The 20,668-nt window shown below is 33.7% G+C and carries 12 protein-coding genes and 1 other annotated feature; of the genes, 10 read left to right on the top strand and 2 right to left on the bottom strand.

Features of this window, described 5'->3' with window-relative positions; genetic code table 11:
• The first annotated feature begins 35 nt into the window (after window positions 1–35).
• Genes GGQ92_RS10560 through GGQ92_RS10550 form a run of 3 tightly spaced genes read left to right on the top strand, consistent with a single transcriptional unit; the run spans window position 36 to window position 6,044 of the window.
• Window positions 36–1,514 carry a type I restriction-modification system subunit M gene (locus GGQ92_RS10560; RefSeq protein WP_184248307.1) on the top strand — a complete coding sequence of 493 codons (1,479 nt, stop codon included), beginning with the start codon at window positions 36–38 and terminating at the stop codon, window positions 1,512–1,514.
• Entirely contained in the window at window positions 1,495–2,673 is a 1,179-nt protein-coding gene (locus GGQ92_RS10555) for a restriction endonuclease subunit S (protein WP_184248304.1), read from the top strand. The genes GGQ92_RS10560 and GGQ92_RS10555 overlap by 20 nt, the downstream gene beginning before the upstream one ends.
• Before the next feature lie 32 nt (window positions 2,674–2,705).
• Complete coding sequence (locus GGQ92_RS10550) at window positions 2,706–6,044, top strand: DEAD/DEAH box helicase family protein (RefSeq protein WP_343068812.1); 3,339 nt, start codon at window positions 2,706–2,708, stop codon at window positions 6,042–6,044.
• A gap of 171 nt (window positions 6,045–6,215) precedes the next feature.
• Here the strand turns inward: GGQ92_RS10550 and GGQ92_RS10545 are convergent, their stop codons facing one another.
• The gene (locus tag GGQ92_RS10545; RefSeq protein WP_184248301.1) at window positions 6,216–6,407 is read right to left on the bottom strand and encodes a hypothetical protein; all 192 of its coding nucleotides are present in this window, start codon (window positions 6,405–6,407) and stop codon (window positions 6,216–6,218) included.
• A 449-nt stretch (window positions 6,408–6,856) separates the two neighbouring features.
• On the opposite strand from GGQ92_RS10545, the gene GGQ92_RS10540 reads away from it, so the two are divergent.
• The 7 genes from GGQ92_RS10540 (at window position 6,857) to GGQ92_RS10510 (ending at window position 17,696) form a co-directional block, all read left to right on the top strand.
• The gene (locus tag GGQ92_RS10540; RefSeq protein WP_184248298.1) at window positions 6,857–10,474 is read left to right on the top strand and encodes a YobI family P-loop NTPase; all 3,618 of its coding nucleotides are present in this window, start codon (window positions 6,857–6,859) and stop codon (window positions 10,472–10,474) included.
• Between the two features lie 845 nt (window positions 10,475–11,319).
• Window positions 11,320–11,559 (top strand) — a binding site (T-box leader).
• 139 nt (window positions 11,560–11,698) lie between these two features.
• Complete coding sequence (gene brnQ / locus GGQ92_RS10535; RefSeq protein ID WP_184248295.1) at window positions 11,699–13,027, top strand: branched-chain amino acid transport system II carrier protein; 1,329 nt, start codon at window positions 11,699–11,701, stop codon at window positions 13,025–13,027.
• Between the two features lie 294 nt (window positions 13,028–13,321).
• Entirely contained in the window at window positions 13,322–14,356 is a 1,035-nt protein-coding gene (locus GGQ92_RS10530; RefSeq protein ID WP_184248292.1) for an ABC transporter permease, read from the top strand.
• Window position 14,357: 1 nt separating this feature from the next.
• Window positions 14,358–15,056 (top strand): ABC transporter ATP-binding protein, encoded by a 699-nt coding sequence (locus tag GGQ92_RS10525; RefSeq protein ID WP_184248289.1) that lies wholly within the window; start codon window positions 14,358–14,360, stop codon window positions 15,054–15,056.
• Window positions 15,057–15,158: 102 nt separating this feature from the next.
• On the top strand, window positions 15,159–15,839 hold the full coding sequence (locus GGQ92_RS10520) for a response regulator transcription factor (protein ID WP_184248286.1): 681 nt from the start codon (window positions 15,159–15,161) through the stop codon (window positions 15,837–15,839).
• Window positions 15,836–17,218, top strand: coding sequence for an ATP-binding protein (locus tag GGQ92_RS10515; RefSeq protein ID WP_184248284.1), 1,383 nt, complete (start codon window positions 15,836–15,838; stop codon window positions 17,216–17,218). Before GGQ92_RS10520 ends, GGQ92_RS10515 begins: the two co-directional genes overlap by 4 nt.
• Window positions 17,219–17,309: 91 nt before the next feature.
• A complete protein-coding gene (locus tag GGQ92_RS10510) occupies window positions 17,310–17,696 on the top strand; it encodes a hypothetical protein (protein WP_184248281.1) in 387 nt (128 codons plus the stop codon).
• Between the two features lie 827 nt (window positions 17,697–18,523).
• Here the strand turns inward: GGQ92_RS10510 and GGQ92_RS10505 are convergent.
• Complete coding sequence (locus GGQ92_RS10505; protein WP_184248278.1) at window positions 18,524–20,512, bottom strand: LacI family DNA-binding transcriptional regulator; 1,989 nt, start codon at window positions 20,510–20,512, stop codon at window positions 18,524–18,526.
• Window positions 20,513–20,668: the final 156 nt, after the last annotated feature.

Below are 20,668 nucleotides of genomic sequence, written 5' to 3'. Positions count from 1 at the left end.
ATAATGAAAGTAATAGTGCAATAGGAGGAAATGACATGATTACAGGAGAAGTTAGAAATAGAGTAGATAAAATATGGGAAACGTTTTGGACAGGCGGGATTACCAATCCACTAACTGTTATCGAACAATTTACCTATTTACTTTTTATAAAAGGATTAGATGAAGCGGAAACAACAAAGGAACAGGAAGCGGAGTTTTTGGGAATCGAGCATGAAGGAGTTTTTCCTAAAGATAAACAGCATTTGCGATGGAATCAATTTAAACAACTTGGTTCTGCAGAAGAGATGTATGACGTTGTCTCAAATGAAGTATTTCCGTTCATAAAGAATTTACATGGAAAAGAAGAATCGGCTTATTCAAAGTATATGGGAGACGCAACGTTCTTAATCCCAACACCAAATATGCTAGCAAAAGTTGTAGATGGTATTGATAATCTACCAACAGAGGACCGCGATGCACAAGGGGATTTATATGAGTATCTCTTGTCTAAAATCGCTACTTCTGGTACTAACGGGCAATTTCGTACACCAAGACACATTATAAAAATGATAGTGGAGTTAATGAAGCCAACTCCGGAAGATATAATAATTGACCCAGCAATGGGGTCGGCAGGATTCTTAGTTGCTGCAAGTGAATATTTACGTGACCATCATAGCGATATGTTTCTTGTTCAAGGGTTAAAAGAGCATTATCAGAATACGATGTTCTATGGTAATGACATGGATAGGACTATGCTTCGTATTGGGGCAATGAATATGATGCTTCACGGGGTAGATAATCCAAATATTTATTATCGGGATTCACTAGCAGAGATTAATAAGGATAAAGAGCAGTATACATTAGTATTAGCTAATCCACCATTTAAGGGATCGTTGGATTATGAGTCTGTATCGAATGATTTGTTGAAAATTGCTAAGACGAAGAAAACAGAACTATTATTCTTGTCATTATTTATTCGTATCTTAAAACCGGGCGGACGAGCTGCGGTTATTGTTCCAGATGGGGTTTTATTTGGAGCCTCTAAAGCACATAAGACAATCCGTAAAGAAATAATTGAAAATCACAAATTAGATGCAGTTATATCGATGCCTAGTGGAGTTTTCAAACCTTATGCTGGCGTAAAAACTGCAATTTTAATATTTACTAAAACGGGTGCTGGTGGTACTGAAAATGTTTGGTTTTATGATATGAAAGCTGATGGATTTTCGCTGGATGACAAGCGAAGTCCTATTGACGAAAATGATATACCAGATATTGTGGAGAGGTTTAATTATCTGGAAGGTGAAAAAGAACGGAAACAAACAGAACAATCATTTTTTGTTTCAATGCAGGAACTTCAAGAAAATGATTACGATTTGTCAATAAATAAATATAAAGAGATCGAATATGAGGAAATAAAGTATGAGGCTCCGGGGGTATTACTAGAAAAAGTTGAAATGATAGAAAAAGAAGTTATTCAAGGTATAAAGGATTTGAAAGACTTAATTAAGGATAGTGATACTTTTGAAAGCTAAATTAGTTAAATTAGGAGAATTATATAAAGTAACATCTGGTGGTACACCTTCAAGGAAAAATAAAGAATATTATATAGATGGAAATATACCGTGGATTAAAACAGGGGATTTAAAAACCATGTATTTGTCTCAGGCTAGTGAGTATATTACAAAATTAGGACTGCAAAAGTCCTCAGCAAAACTCTTTCCAAAGGGAACAGTATTGATTGCTATGTATGGTGCAACCATTGGAAATTGCTCAATATTAAAAATTGACTCTACCACTAATCAAGCTTGTGCAGCTTTTCAACCTATTGATGAAATTATGCCTGAGTATTTATATTATTATTTATTAAGTATTAAAGAGAAACTAATTTCTTTAGGAGTAGGCGGTGCGCAACCAAACATATCAATTGGTATTTTGAAAAATATTGATATCCCCTTAATTTCATTAGAACAACAATCAAAGATAGTCTCAATTCTAAATAAAACTCAAGGTCTTATTAATAAACGTAATAATCAAATTGAATTAATAGACCAATTAACGCAAAGTGTATTTTTAGAGATATTCGGAGATCCATTAAAAACAAAGTGGGAGCAAGAGAAGCTACAGGATATTACGGATGTAAGAGATGGAACTCATGATTCCCCTAAATATATTCAAAATGGTTATCCGTTAGTTACATCTAAAAATATAAAGGATGGTAAAATTAGTTTAGAAGATGTCAACTATATTTCAGAGGATGATTATATAAGTATTAATAAACGATCTAAGGTAGATATAGGTGATATAATAATGCCAATGATTGGAACAATAGGGAATCCGGTTATTGTAAAAGAAGAACCAAATTTTGCTATTAAAAATGTTGCTTTAATAAAATTTAAGCCAGAATATCCAATTAATAGCGTATATTTAAAATACTTATTAGACTCTCATTTTCTTGAAAGTATTCTAAATAAGGCAGGAAGAGGTGGGACACAAAAGTTTTTATCATTGAAAGACATTAGGAATATGATGATCCCTTTACCACCTCTTAGATTGCAAGAAAAATTTGTTGGGATTATAGAAGATATAAATAAAAATAAGGAGATATTAGAACAAAGTTTAAATGGATTGAAAGATATCTTTAATTCATTAATGCAAAGAGCATTTAGAGGAAAGTTGTTTTCAGATATTTAAGAATCCAATGTCTAGCTAAGGGAGGGATATTCGTGTCAAACTTCAGCTTTCTTAAAGAAAAGAAGCAATATAGAGATTTTACTAATGCATGCCTTGAAGCTGAAAATGCCTTAGTTGTCAGTCCAGCAGTTAGTGCAATCCAGTCTCGCCGTGCGCTAGAGTTGGCTGTTAAATGGGTATACAGTTTCGATAGCGCAGTAAAAGTACCCTATCAAGATAACCTTTCAAGCTTAATTCATGACAGAAACTTTATAGAGATTATTGATGAAGAGTTATTACCGTTAATGAAGTATATTGTGAAGTTGGGAAATGTTGCCGTTCATACAAATTCACCAATTAAGCGTGATGAAGCGGTTCTTTCACTTCATCATTTATTCCAATTTATTGCTTGGATTGATTATTGTTATTCAGACGAATATACTGCTGGGGAATTTGACGAATCAAAATTACCTCTTGGTGAAGAAAAACGTGTTCGTCCAGAGGAATTAAAAGACCTCTATGAACAATTAAGTTCAAAGGATAGAAGGCTTGAAGAGATTATGAAAGAGAATGAATCTCTTCGTAAAAAGGTGACAGAAAAACGGAAAGAGAATACGAAAGAATATGACTTCCAAGTAGACGAGTTGAAGGAGTTTGAAACAAGACTTAAATATATCGATCTTGATTTAAAACTGGCCGGTTGGGAATTCAATAAAAATATTGAAAGAGAATATCCTGTTGAGGGAATACCCAACAATACAGGACAAGGATTTGTGGACTATGTACTTTTTGGAGATAATGGTAAACCTCTTGCAGTTGTTGAGGCAAAAAGAACATCAAAAGATCCGAAAGTTGGAAGACAGCAAGCCAAATTATATGCCGATTGTCTAGAAAACATGACAGGTACAAGACCAATCATTTTTTACACCAATGGTTTTGAAACATATATTTGGCATGAACCATATCCACCTCGTAAAGTTTCTGGATTTTATGATAAGGATGACTTGAGTCTATTAATGAATCGCCGTACCATGAAGCGGCCTTTAACAGATATTCAAATCAGCGATGATATTAGTAATCGTTATTATCAAAAAGAGGCTATTCTTTCCGTATGTGATGCTTTAACACGTAACCAAAGAAAAGCTTTGCTAGTTATGGCTACGGGAAGCGGAAAAACAAGAACTGCTATTTCTTTAGTAGATGTCCTAACTCGTCACAACTGGGTGAAAAATGTTCTATTCTTAGCAGATAGAAAAACATTACTTTATCAAGCATATCGAAACTTTAATAACTTACTTCCAAGTTTGACACTTTGTAACCTCTTAGATAATAAAGACAACCCAGAAGAAAGCAGAATGGTATTCTCTACATATCCGACGATGATGAATGCCATAGATGAAGCAAAAAGGAAAGACGGTAAGAAATTATTTACGGTTGGTCACTTTGATCTCATTATTATTGATGAATCTCACCGCAGTATTTATAAAAAGTACCGTAGTATTTTTGATTATTTTGATGGCGTTTTACTTGGCCTTACCGCAACACCAAAAGACGAAATCGATAAAAATACGTATGAAGTGTTTGACCTTGAGAATGGTGTTCCAACCTATGCCTATGAGTTAGACCAAGCGGTTGAAGATGGATACTTGGTAGACTATCGTACAATTGAAACGAAGACGAAGTTCCTAGAAGAAGGTATCCATTATGATGATTTATCAGAGGAAGAAAAAGAACTTTTTGAAGAAACTTTTGACGAAGAAGAGGACCTAAAGGATATTGATAGTTCAGCTTTAAATAATTGGTTATTTAATGATAATACAATTGATAAAGTATTAATAGACTTGATGGAAAAAGGGATAAAGGTCGAGGGCGGAGACAAAATCGGTAAGACGATAATCTTTGCCAAGAATCATGCCCATGCTGAAAGGATATCCCATCGATTTGATGTACTCTTCCCTGAGTATGAAGGTAATTTTGCTAGGGTCATTGATTATAGTGTGAACTATTATCAAACACTTATAAATGATTTTTCGGAAGTGAATAGGCTGCCGCAAATTGCTATTTCTGTAGATATGCTAGATACAGGTGTAGATATACCTGAAGTTGTAAACCTTGTCTTCTTTAAGAAAGTTCGCTCGAAGTCTAAGTTCTGGCAAATGATTGGGCGTGGAACAAGATTATGTCCAGATTTGCTTGGAATAGGAGAAGATAAAACGCATTTCCTTATCTTTGACTATTGTGGTAACTTTGAATTTTTCCGTGAAAATCCTAAAGGAATGGATAGAAAAGTTGGCAAGAGTCTTACAGAGAAACTATATAATTCAAAAGTTGACATTATCCGTGAACTACAAGGAACCGATTATCAGACAGAGGAATACATTCGTCATCGCAATGAATTAGTAAATGAAGTAACAAGAGATATTTTGACATTAGATAACGAAAACTTCCGCGTTAGACAGCATCTCCAATATGTAGAGAAATTTAAGAATCGAGATAATTGGCAAGTACTTTCGGTTCTGGATACGAATGAAATAAAAGATCATATTTCACCAATTATTGTTCCATTTGAGGAAGATGAATTTGCTAAACGTTTTGATTTGGTTATGTATACAATTGAATTAGCCAAACTACAATCAAACAACGCAACCAAACCAATTCGTAGTGTTGTTCAAACAGCAGAGGCATTATCGAAGTTAGGTACAATTCCACAGGTACTAGAACAAAAGCCTGTCATAGACAAAGTGTTAACAGAAGAATTCTGGGATAGTGCAGATATATTTGAATTAGATTCAGTCCGTGAAGCATTAAGAGACTTAATTAAATTGATTGAAAAAGAAACACAAAAGATCTACTACACAAACTTCCAAGACCAAGTCATTGAAGTGAAAGAAAATGGTCCGATGTTCCATGTGAATGATTTACAAAGTTATAAGAAAAAGGTTCATCATTACTTAAATGAACATAAGGATCAATTGGCAATTTATAAACTAAACCATAATAAACCATTAACCGCACAGGATGTAGAAATGCTGGAAGAAATACTTTGGAAAGAGCTTGGTACGAAGGAAGACTATCAAAAAGATTTTGGTGAAACACCAATTACAAAACTAGTTCGGCAAATTGTTGGTCTAGACCCACAAGCAGCTAATGCAGCATTCTCAGAATTTCTATCCGAAAATCGATTAAATTTAAGCCAAACTCGCTTTGTAAAACTTATCGTAGATTACGTTGTGAAAAACGGAACGCTTGATAAGAAAGTACTTCAACAAGAACCATTTCGAACGGTTGGAAGTATCGTGAGTTTGTTTAAAGACAATATGGATGATGCGAGAAAAATTCTTGGAGTTATTGATGAGATTAATCGGAATGCGGAAGAGATTAGTGGGGCATAGATAATGTTTACTTTCTGTGAAAAGGGAAACAATAAATAGTGTCGTATGAATTGCAACAAGGACATTAAGTAGAAAAATCCAGTGCTAATTAGAGTGCTGGATTTTTCTGTTTCATTATTTAAGGGTATTATTTAAGAACCTCATAAGTGCTACATCCATAAAAGAAATTAATTAATTCCGATCCCACTGTTGGTGACAATCTGGACATTCCCATTTTGTTACTCTATCCTCTTCTAAACTAGAAATTCCAATTTTTCTTGAGCCGTAAGCAGCATTACCATAATGTTTTCGTAACTCTTTAGGAATAGGTTCACCTTGCAAGCTAACGTTGCAATAAGGACAATATTCAATATTATCTTCCACTTAAATCACCCTTTAAATAAATTGGAGGGAATGCTAAAGCATTCCCTCAGTCTGAAATACAAATTGCACTAACAATATAAATATTATCCTACTTATTTTATTAGAATAAACACCGTTAATGGAATTAAGTGCATGTTTGGACAGTGCGATACCGGACATAGTAAGAACGAATGTCATAATGTGTATTTGGATATATTCTTTAATTATTTCTTTGTGTGAAATAGATAACTACTTACTGAGTCGGTAATATTGGCATTGGTCAGGAGGCCAAAAATAGTTGTGTAGTGTGGTAATATAGGTGTTAGGATTATACAATTAGTTGAAGAGGTTTAGGTTTAATAAATTTCTCGTTAAACGAACAGATATCTACCTTTATTTTGTCATTTTAATGTTTAGTTTCTAAATAAAAATCTTGTAAAGAAGGATGTATATGGAATTGGGTGATAGAAATGGAAGATGGAAAAAATAAATATAAATTTCAAAAACTAACCCCAGATAGTAATGTAGACTTAAAACATTATGAGGATGCTATTGATTACATTTTTGATAATCCTGATGTTCGAAATGTTGCCATATCTGGAGCATACGGTGCGGGTAAAAGTAGTGTAATAGCATCGTATAGGAAAAGGCGTAGTAACTTGCGTTTTATACATATTTCTCTTGCACATTTCAAACAATCTGATATAAAGGATGAAATTGAAATTAAAGAATCTGTATTGGAAGGAAAAATAATAAATCAGCTTATCCACCAGATTCCATCGGATAATATTCCTCAATCAAATTTTAAAGTAAAGAAAAAAATTGATGCTAAAAATATTGTGCGTACCACTATTTTAGTAGTGCTATTTTTAATAGCTTTACTGCATATTACCATGTTTGACTTGTGGAGTGGGTATGTGGATTCACTACCAACTTATTGGATAAAGGACATTTTGGAGATATTTACAAATAAATACGTGCCTATCATAAGTGGACTTCTGGTTGCTGTCATATTTTACATGTTTCTTTACTCATTGGTAAAAGTACAAAAGACCAAAAATTTATTTAGAAAGGTAAGTTTACAAGGTAACGAGATTGAGATTTTTGAGGAAAGTGAAGATTCCTATTTCGATAAATATCTAAATGAAGTTTTGTACCTGTTTGAAAACGTTGAAGCCGATGTTATTGTGTTTGAAGATATAGATCGATTCGATGAGAATAGGATATTCGAACGTTTACGTGAGATAAACACCTTAGCAAACATCCAACTTGAAAAGGATGGAAAACACCCGCTTCGATTCTTTTATCTATTGAGAGACGACATTTTCATATCAAAGGATCGCACAAAGTTTTTTGATTACATTGTACCTGTTGTTCCAGTTGTAGATAGCTCAAACTCATATGATCAGTTCGTAAACCATTTTAAGGAAGGGGGTATTTATGAGCTATTTGATGAAAGCTTTCTACAGGGTCTCTCACTATATATTGATGACATGAGAATCCTAAAAAATATATACAATGAGTTTATAATTTATTTTAACAGACTTAATACAACTGAACTTAATTGCAATAAAATGCTTGCTATAATAACCTATAAGAATTTGTTTCCACGTGATTTTAGCGAATTGCAACTAAATCAAGGTATGATATATACACTTTTTGTAAAAAAAGATGATTTTATTAAAACGGAAATTGAAAGACTAAGAGAGTTAGCAGATAAAAAGAAAAACGAAATTGAGTTTGCTAGAAAAGAGTATTTAACCTCCATCGAAGAATTAGAAGATGTATATAATGCAAAAAGGTCACGATTACAAAATGTTAGGAACTATCAACAACGACAGGAACTAGATAAAGAGTATCAAAAGGAATATCCTATCCGAAAACAGGCTATTGAAAACAAATTAAATAGTCGCCTACCTTATTTAGAAGACGAATTAGCTCGGCTTGAAAAAGAAGTAATTTTAACTCAATCCAAACAACTCAATGAGATTATTACTAGAGAAAATATAGATTCGATTTTCAAAATAACAACAAAAAACGAGATAGGGGAAGAAACTAACTTTCATGATATCAAAGGTAGCGAGTATTTTGCATTGCTGAAATACCTTATCCGTAACGGATTTATAGACGAAACCTACGCTGACTACATGACTTATTTCTATGAGACCAGCCTAAGTCGAGTAGATAAAACCTTTTTACGAAGTATTACAGACAAGAAAGCCAAAGAATTTACATATCAGCTAAAGAATCCATCACTGATAATTAATAGGCTACGGCTAGTGGATTTTGACCAAGAAGAAATCCTTAATTTCGATTTACTTCAACACCTTTTACGGACACCTGCTAACCAAACTTTCCTTATTAGATTTTTGCAACAGTTAAGGGAAAGCAGAAACTACAAATTTATAGGGGAATTCTTTGATACCAAAAGAGAACTTTCTACATATGTAAAGTGTCTTAATCAGCAATGGCCAGAAATGTTCTACAATGCAACAGAAGATAGTACTTTGACAGAAAGACAGATACGGCTATATTCGATCTATACTCTTTACTACTCTGATGATGAAGAGCTTCAAGCCGTAAATATCGAGAATTGTATTACGTATTATATTTCTAAAAGCTCGGATTACTTATATATAGACGAACCCGATATCGATAAGCTGATACAAAGTTTCATTCTATTGAACGTTTCTTTTGAAAGTATTGATACTGCCAATGCTGAACTTTTGAAAGAAGTTTATAGAAATTCACTATACGAGATTAACTTTGATAATTTACGATTTATGCTTAGAGAGTTTTATCTGGTTAAAGACGAGAATGATATTCTTCATAGGAACTATACATTGATACTCACTCAACCTAATTCTCCTTTAGCCCAATATGCAAAACAAAGTATTAGCAAGTACATTGATGTCGTTCTTTCAAACAGCAGTGGTATAATCAATGATGATGAAAAAGTCGCTATAATTATTTTGAACGATGAAATGATTACCGAGAACCAAAAAATCGCCTATATGGAATCATTAAGTACTACTATTACATCAATAATTGATGTAATAGATAGAGAGTTGTGGAGTTCACTATTAGATAATCGTATAGCTATGTATTCAGAAGAAAATATCATTGAGTATTTTGGAGATAGCGAATCGTTAGAACCTGCATTAATTTCATTTATAAATAGTGACAATTCTGTGTTGGACTTTTCGAAAGTAAAAAACAATAATCAATCTGAAAAGAAAGAGAAACTTTTCGATGCTACGATAGTTTCTGATAAACTTTCGATTCCTAAATACGGAGAGATATTAACTTCGCTTGGTTTTACATATGACAATTTCGATATTGATGGTATATCGGATGAAAAGATTCGCAACCTTATTGATGAAGATATTGTTCCCATGAATATGGATAATTTACTGTTTATACGAGAATATTATTCAAATCAAGTCTTATACTATATTAGAAAAAATATTAATGAATATGCCAACATAATTACAAGCGAAGTGTTTGTACTTGATGAGGTGGTTGAGATACTTTCGTGGGATGTTGCTGATGATATAATAATTAGGTTGCTTGGATGTACAAGCGAGCAGTTTTCTATTTTAAATAAAGGATATTCTCCTGCTGTCAATGCAATGATTCTAGAAAATAATTTAGATTCTAGCGATCTTTCCCACCTATTTGAAACTTATGAGGATTGGGATGATGAACTGCAGCAAATAATACTTGACTTGGCAATAAATGAGATATCATTAATCATCACGCAGTCGAAGAATATTTCCAACAAATTACGTAAAACACTAATTGCATCTAGTAGTCTGGATTATAGCAAAAAAGTCGATTTATTCATATCTACACTGCCATATTTGGAAGAAGAGATATGTAAACAATACCTTGATTTATTAGACCTAGCTGAGTACAATAAAATATTTGAACGTCGTACTCGACCTAAGTTTGAAATTAATACAACAAATGATAGACTATTAACCGCATTTAAAAAGAGTAATTGGATCTCTGATTTTGAGGAGGATCAAAATAGAGAGGGATACTACAAAATAATACGAGAGAGACGGAAAACAAAGAATTTGTAGTCGGAAATACTTTGAAAATGTCACTTGACTTAATAAATTTATCATTCATTCTGATGTAATTAATAATAAGGTAGACCCAATAGTTGATTCCAAAATAGAAGGAATATGCAATTCTATTTATTTGATGGAGAATCCTATAGCACTTCACAATACGTAAAAAATGCTAACATTTTGCTAACGCAATCCGATAAAAAACGGTAAATCCCCGTTATAGATGTTACAGTAAAGAATATCCAAAACGTTGATTTACCGCACTTTTTGCACCTCACGTTATCGATATTACACACTCTCATCTTACGGGCGGCATGATGTAGGGTTATCGCCCTTAACCCTTGATAAATCAATGGTTTGAACATTAGTATCCGTCAATTCGTAATAATCTTACAGAGAAATTACATTTTAATCAAAGTGATTTTCATCTAGGATGTTTCCGTAAAAAGTACGAACTTTTTCGGAGGCATCCTTTTCTTTCTCTTGGTGACGTGAGCGTAAAATTCTAATGTGGTTTGGGAACTTCATACCCTACTAGTTCCGGAAATAGTAATTAATCAACACTAGTTTCATTCAGCATACTAATTCTATAATGCTTATAATATGAGCAGTAGACTTATTATTTACTCTTGTATACTCTAAAAGTCTACGCTTGTGATCTGTAAAAATTTTGAGTAAAGAAAATATATTTCCCAGTCGGAAATTCAGATTAATCAGGGGGTATCTTTAATATTTTCTCGCATGGGGAGCTTATAGGTGCATTCATGCCATAGGATCTAACTATTCACAATAAAACGGCTCAAAAAATGCCATTGACGAAAACGATTAAATTAGTTATAGTATGCAATAAGATTTGAAAATCGTTGATGGGAAAGAGTAGGTAATAATCCTTGTTCTGCAGAGAGTCGGTAGTTGGTGCGAGCCGATGGACAACTTATTTCCGAAAATCATCCCTGAGATGCAATGCGGAATTTCTAGTAAGTATTGACGGTATCCTCCGTTATAGGGAGCATGTATGATTGTACATAGCAGAGAGTCGTATGTTTTAGTATGCGAAATATGGGTGGTAACGCGAGCGTAAACTCGTCCCTTGTTTAGGGGGCGATTTTTTTTGTTTTTTTAGATCTATTCAGGCGCTGAATCTAGTTGGATAATTGCTTCGCATCCACTTACTCTCTGTTCCGATTTGCCATTTTAGCATGTAAAATTAAATCAAGATTAGGAGTGGAAACAATGGGTAAGAAACAGGTATTCTTTACAGGTTTAATGCTATTCTCATTATTCTTCGGTGCCGGAAATTTAATTTTCCCGCCGCTGCTAGGTTTGGAGTCAGGAGGCAATTTTACTCCGGCTATGGTTGGATTTCTGATAACTGGGGTGATCCTTCCATTTATCGCTGTACTTGCTGTTGTGACAGTTGATGGGGGGTTAGTGATGATTGGAAGTCGCGTTCATAAAGTATTTGGAGTTTTATTTGCAATTCTAATCTATCTTTCTATCGGTGCGTTTTATGCTATTCCTCGAGCGGCGAATGTGGCTTATGAATTAGGGGTGCAACAGTTTGTTAAAACAGAGGCAACATTACTGCTCATTCTGTTTGCTGCTGTATTCTTTGGTGTCACTTATTATATTTGTCTAAATCCTAAAAAGTTAGTTCAAATGGTCGGTGAGTGGCTTACACCAATTTTACTCGTAGCTCTTGCAATCTTATTTGTACGTGCCTTCTACCTATTGGAAAGTACAACAGGCCCAGTAACGGAGAAATATGCAGTAAATCCGTTTGTTACGGGTTTCATTGAAGGGTATTTTACAATGGATGCTGTTGCAGCAATCGCTTTTGGAATTGTTGTAATTAATGCGCTTAAAGATTATGGAATTAAGTCGAAGAAACAGCAAATTTTAGGAAGTGTCGGTGCTGGAGTCATTGCAGTGACAGGACTCGCAGCTGTCTACATCGGTTTGGGGTGGATTGGAGCGGTTATGCCACAAACTCAAGGGTTAACGAATGGTGCAGAAGTCTTAACAGCCGCGTCCCAATTATTGTTTGGTAATACGGGTAATTTGTTGTTTAGTGTCATTGTGATTCTTGCTTGTTTAACAACTTGTGTCGGTCTAATTAATGCGAGTGCAAGCTTTTTCCATGGTTTATATCCGAGACTTAGCTATAAAGGCTATGTACGTATTCTCAGTATCGTTGGATTCGCTATTACAAGTCTTGGACTAAGTATTATCTTAGACATCGCTGTTCCGATACTCGTATTTATTTATCCAAATGCGATTGTTCTCATGGTTCTTTCCCTCTTGCAACCAGTGATTGGTAGAGGGAAATCAATGTATCGTGTTTCTGTTGCGTTCACATTAGTTTATGCGACTTATGATGTATTAACAATTCTTGGATTTAATCTAGACAGATTCGCAAAGCTGATTGGATTCGTACCATTCTTTGATCTCGGTTTAGGCTGGATTGTACCAGCAATTGTAGGGGCTTTGATCGGTTACGTCGTTGATAAGATTTTTAGCTATGAACAGAGTAGCTCGGCTGTTCAGAAAATGAATAAGTAACATTTTGTTAACTTTGCGGATAATTAATTGAGGCTTCTCAAAAGTTGAGTATACTTTTGGGAAGCTTCTTTTTCACTTCTTCCGTTATGTCAGGATATACATCTTAGGTAATTTGGTCATCTGATTGGCCAAGTCTGTCCAAAATTTGTTCTAGCTCATGGATGAGAGTTCTATTTTTTTTATATCTCATTTATTTTTGAATATCAAGCATTAAAATGTAATCATCTGTTCATTGTCTATTCATATACAGGGTATATTCTAGAGTTGATTAAAAAGTGTGGAGGGACATGAGCAATGAAGCTAGCGTGGAGGGAAATTAAGAATAGTAAAGTGAGATTTATTATATTAGGGTCAATTGTCTTTCTTGTTAGTTTACTAACCTTTATTATTTCAGGTTTAGCAAATGGATTATCAGCAGACAATGCGTCATTAATTAAAGATTTACCAGAGGGACATATTTTTATGAGTGAAGATGCAGATGAAATGTATAATATGTCAAGAATAGATAGAGGTACCGAGAAAAAGTTGTTAAATGAGCGAGAGGATGCAAGTGTTTTCTCAATTCAAATGGGTTTTATGAATGATGGTAATGAGAAACAGCATAGTGTTGCTTTTGTAACTTCAACTGGTTCAGATTTATTTAATCATGTTGAAGCAGGGGAGGTCATTTTGGATCGCTCGTTTGAGGGGGAAGGCATTCAAGTCGGTGATGTATTAACAAATAATCAATTTAGTGGTGAATTTATTGTCAAAGGTTTTGTTGACCAGAAGAAATTTAGTCATGCACCTGTTGCCTATATTAATATCGACAACTATCGAGAAATGTATCGAGTAGAAGAAATGCAACTAGCCTTTATTCCAGAAGGAGAATCTTCTTTTGAAATTGCTGGCTTGCAATCATTTACAAATCAAGAATTCCTCAATACCATTCCGAGTTATAGTGCAGAACAGATGTCTTTAAATATGATTGTATGGTTTTTAGTTATCATTAGTGGTATGTTATTTGGAATTTTCTTCTACATGATGAATGTTCAAAAAATTGGCCTGTACGGTATTTTAAAAGCAATTGGGTTAAAAACAGGTGATTTATTTAAAATGATGTGGACACAAATGCTATTCATTACATTTATTTCACTTGTACTGTCCGCTGTAATTAGTCAAGTTTTTAATGGAATTGCACCTGAAGGGATGCCTTTTAATTTAACGATGGAGACAACGGTACAATTGTCTGTTGTGTTCCTCATTACTGGGTTCATTGGTTCGACAATATCAGGCATACAAATTAAGAAGGTCGAGCCATTACAAGCAATTCAACAAGGAGAGGTATAAGATGTCGATATTTACTATGGATAAGGTTAAGAAATCATTTACTAATGGAGAAGTAGAGGAAGAAATATTAAAAGGAATTAGTCTTACTCTTAAAGAGGGAGAAATAACAGCATTAGTAGGTGCATCAGGTTCCGGTAAAAGTACGTTACTTACCATTGCAGCAGGGCTTCAAAATGCATCAGAAGGCAAGATTATTTTCGAAGGGGAAAACATAAATGCATTGAATCAAGAACAAATTCGGAAAATACGGGCAAAAGAGTTTGGCTTTGTCTTTCAATTCGCACATCTTGTTCCTTTTCTTACTGTTGAAGAACAATTGATGCTTATGTTAGATATAGCTGAATCAAAATTAGTCAAAAAAGACCGAGTAAGAGAGGTCGAGCGAATCCTAGAATTAGTAGAAATGGATCACCGAAAAACAGCATATCCATCTTCATTGTCAGGTGGAGAAAAGCAAAGAGTTGCAGTTGCTCGTGCAATGATCCACCAACCTAAAATTCTTTTTGCAGACGAACCAACTGCAAGTCTCGATTCAAAAAGATCAAAAGATGTGATGACATTAATTCGTAATTTAACCAAGGAGCAGAAAGTTACTACACTAATGGTTACGCATGATGAAGAAATGCTTACTTACGCAGATCACGTTATCAATATGAGAGATGGTGTCGTATTTAAAGAGGAATCTGCAGGTGTATATTGATGACAGCTTTATTTGGTACTTGATTTGCAACCTCCGAGATTGCATGTGGCTGCTTCAATATGTATAGTTTTAATAATGAAACGATTTATAGGGGTTAAGATGATGACAAATATTTTAATTGTTGATGATGATATTAATGTATTAAAACTAGTAAATATCCACTTAGCAAAAGAAGGTTTTCATGTCATACAAGCAAAAGATGGCATCGAAGCTTTAGAGGCTTTTAGGAACCAAACACTTCATTTAGCAGTCGTTGACGTTATGATGCCGTTTATTGATGGTTTTGAACTTACAAAGAAAATCAGAGAGCAGTATAATATCCCAGTGATTCTGTTAACAGCTAAAAATCAACTGGATGATAAAGAAGAGGGTTTTCAATCGGGCGCAGATGATTATATGGTTAAACCATTCGAACCAAAAGAACTCATCTTACGTATAAATGCTTTATTGCGCCTTTACCATAACCAACCAAAAGAACTAATAATCAAAGTCGGAAATACAACGATAAATAAAAATAATTATGAAGTTCAAATTGATAATCAAACAATCATTTTACCTTTAAAGGAATTTGAACTTTTATATTATTTATTATCCAAACCGATGCAAGTATTTTCGAGAGAACAGCTCATTGAACAAATATGGGGCTTTGATTATGAAGGGGATGACCGGACTGTAGATGTTCATATTAAAAGAATAAGGGAACGCTTCTCAACATTGACCGATGATTTTCAAATTAAAACCATACGTGGAGTAGGCTATCTACTGGAGGTAAATCACACGTGAAAACTCTTTATGTGAAATTTGTTGTCGGAACAATTGCGATTATGATTTTGAGTAGTATTCTTGCTTTTATTATTTCCAATTCGTATTACCAACAAAAATTAAAACCAGAGAACGATGAAAAGATCACCATGATTGCACAGTCAGTCACTTCATATATTGAAGATAATCCGCAAATCAATTTGCAGGAATATTTGGAAACGATAGCTTCCACCGGACATCAACTATATTTAGTTGATAATCAAGGGAAAGAACAATTTTTTGGGGCGGAATTTCGTGATAAAAGTCTTTCTGATGATAAGAAAAAGCTTGTTTTAAATGGTGAAATGTATCATGGTATTCTTCATTTTCCTCAAGAAACGTTTGTGACTGGTTTTTTCGCCAATGAATTACAAAATACAATTGGTATTCCAGTAACACATAACTCGGAAAGTTATGCGCTTTTTATGAGACCTGATATTAAACTGCTTTTCAACGAGGTGCATTTTTTATTTGGAGCGATCCTTATGTTGACCATTATTTTAAGTATCGTTTTCGTTGTTTTTAGTACGAAATATCAAGTGAAGCCGATATCCCAATTAACAGCTGCAACAAAATCTCTTGCAGATGGTGATTATCAGGTTAAACTCGATACGAATCGTCAGGATGAACTAGGTGAACTTTCGCAAAGCTTTTTACGAATGGCAAAAAAAATAGAGCAACTAGATGATGTAAGAAAGGAATTTATCTCGAACATTTCCCATGATATCCAGTCCCCTTTATCAAATATTAAAGGGTATACGAATCTCTTGAAAATAGAGACGAACAATGAGAAAGCAAGAGCCGAGTATACGGCGGTTATAAATGATGAAATTAACCGGTTATCCAATTTAACGGAACAATTATTAGTACTTGCTTCTTTAGATCGTAGTGATAATTTAATGAAGAAAAAGCATTTCAATATAGGCGAACAAATAAAAGAATTAGTACGAAATTATCAATGGCAAATAAATGAGAAAAATATCATGCTTAGCTATACTTTTCCGGATATAGAGATTATCGGAGATCCTACTTTACTTCATATGGTTTGGGATAATCTATTGTCCAATGCACTGAAATATAATCAACCTTATGGAAGTATCAAACTAGCAATCGAAGAAAACGAAGAATCGGTTGTCGTTACCTTTGAAAATACCGGGATCACTTTATCAAATAGCGAGATTGAAAGGATTTTTGATAGGTTTTACCGGGCAGATTCAGCAAGAACAAGGACGATTGAAGGAACGGGACTTGGTTTATCGATTGTTTGGACGATTATCAAATTGCACGGTGGGCAAATTCGTGTAGATAACACAAAAGAGAACCACACGATTTTTAGTGTATGGTTACCGAAAAATCAGTAGCTCGTATTGTAATCATTTATTCATCAACTGTTCATATTCAAATCGTACATTATAGAGGAAGGAGAGATAGCAAAAATAGGAGGTTATTGAAATGAGTAATTATAGTACATTACTACTAAGATTTGCAGCTTTTTTTGGTTTGCTAGGAGCAATACTTGGCGCGCACATGGCGGGAACGGGTTCTTATGCCTTTCGTCCAGTACATGCACACGTGTTAGTCGTCGGTTGGTTAAGTCTTTATGCATGGGCGGTTTACTATAAAGTTTTTCAAACAAAGAAATCAACTTTAGCGACTGTACAGGTCTGGAGTGCGGTTATTGGTACTGTTGGATTGACATTAGGGATGTGGCTATACATGGTGCGGCCAATTGAATTGCCAACAGGTGCGACATTACCTTTATATATTGGTGGTGGCGTTACTCTACTAATTAGTTATATCGTATTTTTCTTTATGACCATGTTATATAAAGAAAAATAGGAGTTAAATCTTCAAAAATTGCGATACCTCAATTAGAATTTTGAAAAAAGTTTATATCAATATCCAATATTATTTGAATAAATATGTAGATGGAAAGCGAAATGCTATGAAACGTTTTGCTTTCTAGTAAGATCCCCCATCAACTTACTAAATTTATCAGCTACTTCTTGTTTCCTTCCTTCAGTTATGTGAAGAGACTCTTCTTGTTGTCTCATCATCCTGATGACCTAAACGATCCATAATCTCATATAAATCAACAGCTACTTTAGGCAAGAAGTGATGTATGAGTATGACGAAGTGAATGTGGGGTTATATTTAGATTCGAAATACGGATTTATGTGAGGAGATTGGACTCTTGCTTGATCTAGAAAAAAAGAGAAGTTTTCTAACCCTAAGATATTTATTCTAACATAACCTTAAAACCCCAATTATATATAGTATAATTGTACTGCATACTAATCATAGGAGTGTTTCTATTGGATGGACAGATATTAGCTAACGGCTTAGTTACATTAAAAGGAGTCTCGAAGTTGCACGATCAACTTATTACCGTTGGAAAAAAGAATATGGAAAAATTCAGCGAAAGATAAACGAGATCAAGCAATGAATCTTAATTGGTGAAAACAGTGGTGGGGATTTTTCTATATACTTTACTATCGAACTCGGGATATAATATTAAACTAATTAAGGGAAAATTAAAAGAATGAGCCCGATATAACAATACCGAACTCATGGCCAACAAGTTGCTTAATAAAATTTACTTGTCTAACTCTTTGTGGTCAATTCATATTTCAAGGTGGGGAAGTTAAAACTACTAATAAAAGGTATTAATTATTTTTAAAATCTGGAAACTCTGTCTTTATTAATTCTCTCCATGCTTTTGGTAAATTAGTTTGTGTCACAGTATATGGTGGTACGCCAATGGACTTATATTCATTTTTACCTAAGAGAGCTTTAGCTGTAGCAATGGCGACCGCTGTACCTTGTTCAAAAGGTCTTTGTGAACTGATGCCAATAACCATTTTCTTTTTTGCTAGATAAGATGCAATATCATAATCCAAATCTGTTGTTGATACAACTATATCTTCACGATTCATATCTTCTAATGCTTTAATTGCTTTGAGAGCAGGTCTTTCCCAAGTGATATATATTCCTTCGATATCAGGATTTTCTAGAATCATATTTTTACAAACATCATAAGTATTATCAATTTTCAGGAAATCCTTACGTGCTACAATATTAATATTTTCATTTTCTTTTAAAGTTTGTTCAGCAAAAAAGTCACGCTGTTTCGTGGCGAAAAAAGGTGTTCCATGTGTGATCATTCCTATTTTCGCTGTTTTTTTGTGTTTAAAATGATCAACCAATATCTTGGCTGCGTTCTGCCCATTCTCTCTTTCGTTTACGGATATCCAACAAGCGTAATCATTTGGTTCAAAACTAGATGGCATATTATTTAATAAAATAAGCTTAGTCTTTTTTGAAATTTCTTTAAACTTTTGTGCTGTTTGTACTTCATCAGTTGGAAGAGCTATAATCGCATCAGGTTTTTGCATAATTAAACTTTCCAATTGTGTTATCTGAAGTTCGGGATCAAAATGAGCGTCAGTAATGGATAATAAATGTATTCCATATCTGTTCATTGTTTCTTTTATAGCTTGTTCGTGTAATTTGGTCCATTTGTCACCACTATAATGAAACGAAATCGCTACTTTAAAATTACTATTATTAAGCTTTTCGATCTCTTCTTCAGTTAGAACATTTTGTTCTGGATTTACGGTCATTTCGCCAAATGGCCCTCGAGCGATATTTTGAGTAGATTTTCTTATTGTCAAATCGATAGGAATACATACACTTTCATTCTCATTTAAAGAGTTATGTTCAATTTTCTTTAAAATCATCTCAGTCGCCTTTTCTGATAATTCTTGAGTATTATGTTTTAACATTGTTAGGGGTGGGGAAATTCTCTCACACCATTCGTTATCTGTAAAACCAATTATTGAAATATCATTTGGATACTGAATACCAAGTTCGTCTACACATTCTAAAAATTTAGGAGTGAGGTTATTACAGCCCGTAATATATGCAGTAGAAATTTTACTTTTTAATAAACTTTTTATTTCATCAACATATGTGAGGTTCTTAGAATTAATTGGAATAATGTATTGGTTTCTAAAAGGGATATTATATTCTTCTAGTGCTTTCTTGTAACCAGTTATATATTCATCATATGAATTTTCTGTTCTTTTTTCTAGTAACAAAGCAATGTTTTCGTGACCAGACTTAATAAGATGTTTCGTACTCCTATAAATTGCATCAGTATTATCGGAATATACTACACTTACTTCCTTATTTTTGAATGTTTTTTCAAGAAAAATAAATGGTAACCTCGATTTCACTAATTTTTCATAATCATCGAAATCATTAGAAGTTGGAACTAATATTGTTCCAGCAATTCTCCGATTGGAAATTAACTCATTTAATATGTGCTTTTCTTTTAAATAATTTTCATCGGATAAATAAGTGGATAATACATATCCTTCATCATTCAACAAATGAGAAATAGTCATTACCAAACGGCAATAAAAATCATTGTTCGTGCTTGGAATAACTAACGCGATTTCAGATGCTTTTCCTATTTTATATTGGCTTAATTTTTTGTTATTAAGCTTGGAAATATAACCTGAATCCCAAATGGCTTGTTCTACTTTTTTAACAAGTTCTGGATTTACGTATCTTGTCTTATTAATCACATGTGAAACGGTTGCAATTGATACACCGGCGATATCAGCAACGTCCTTCATTGTTACACTCATAGTAGCCCCCTTAAATCATCTATCTAATATTAGTAAAATTATCCTTCTTAATCTAATGAACTGTATCTATTATTTCATATTTACGTAAATTTTCAAATAACAAAGAATTTATAAATTAAAATTTGTTTGAAATTCTTTTCATTAATTATTGATATG

This window comes from Gracilibacillus halotolerans (assembly GCF_014206945.1).
Taxonomy (GTDB): Bacteria; Bacillota; Bacilli; order Bacillales; family Amphibacillaceae; genus Gracilibacillus; species Gracilibacillus halotolerans.
This window is presented reverse-complemented; position numbering and strand designations above follow the sequence as displayed.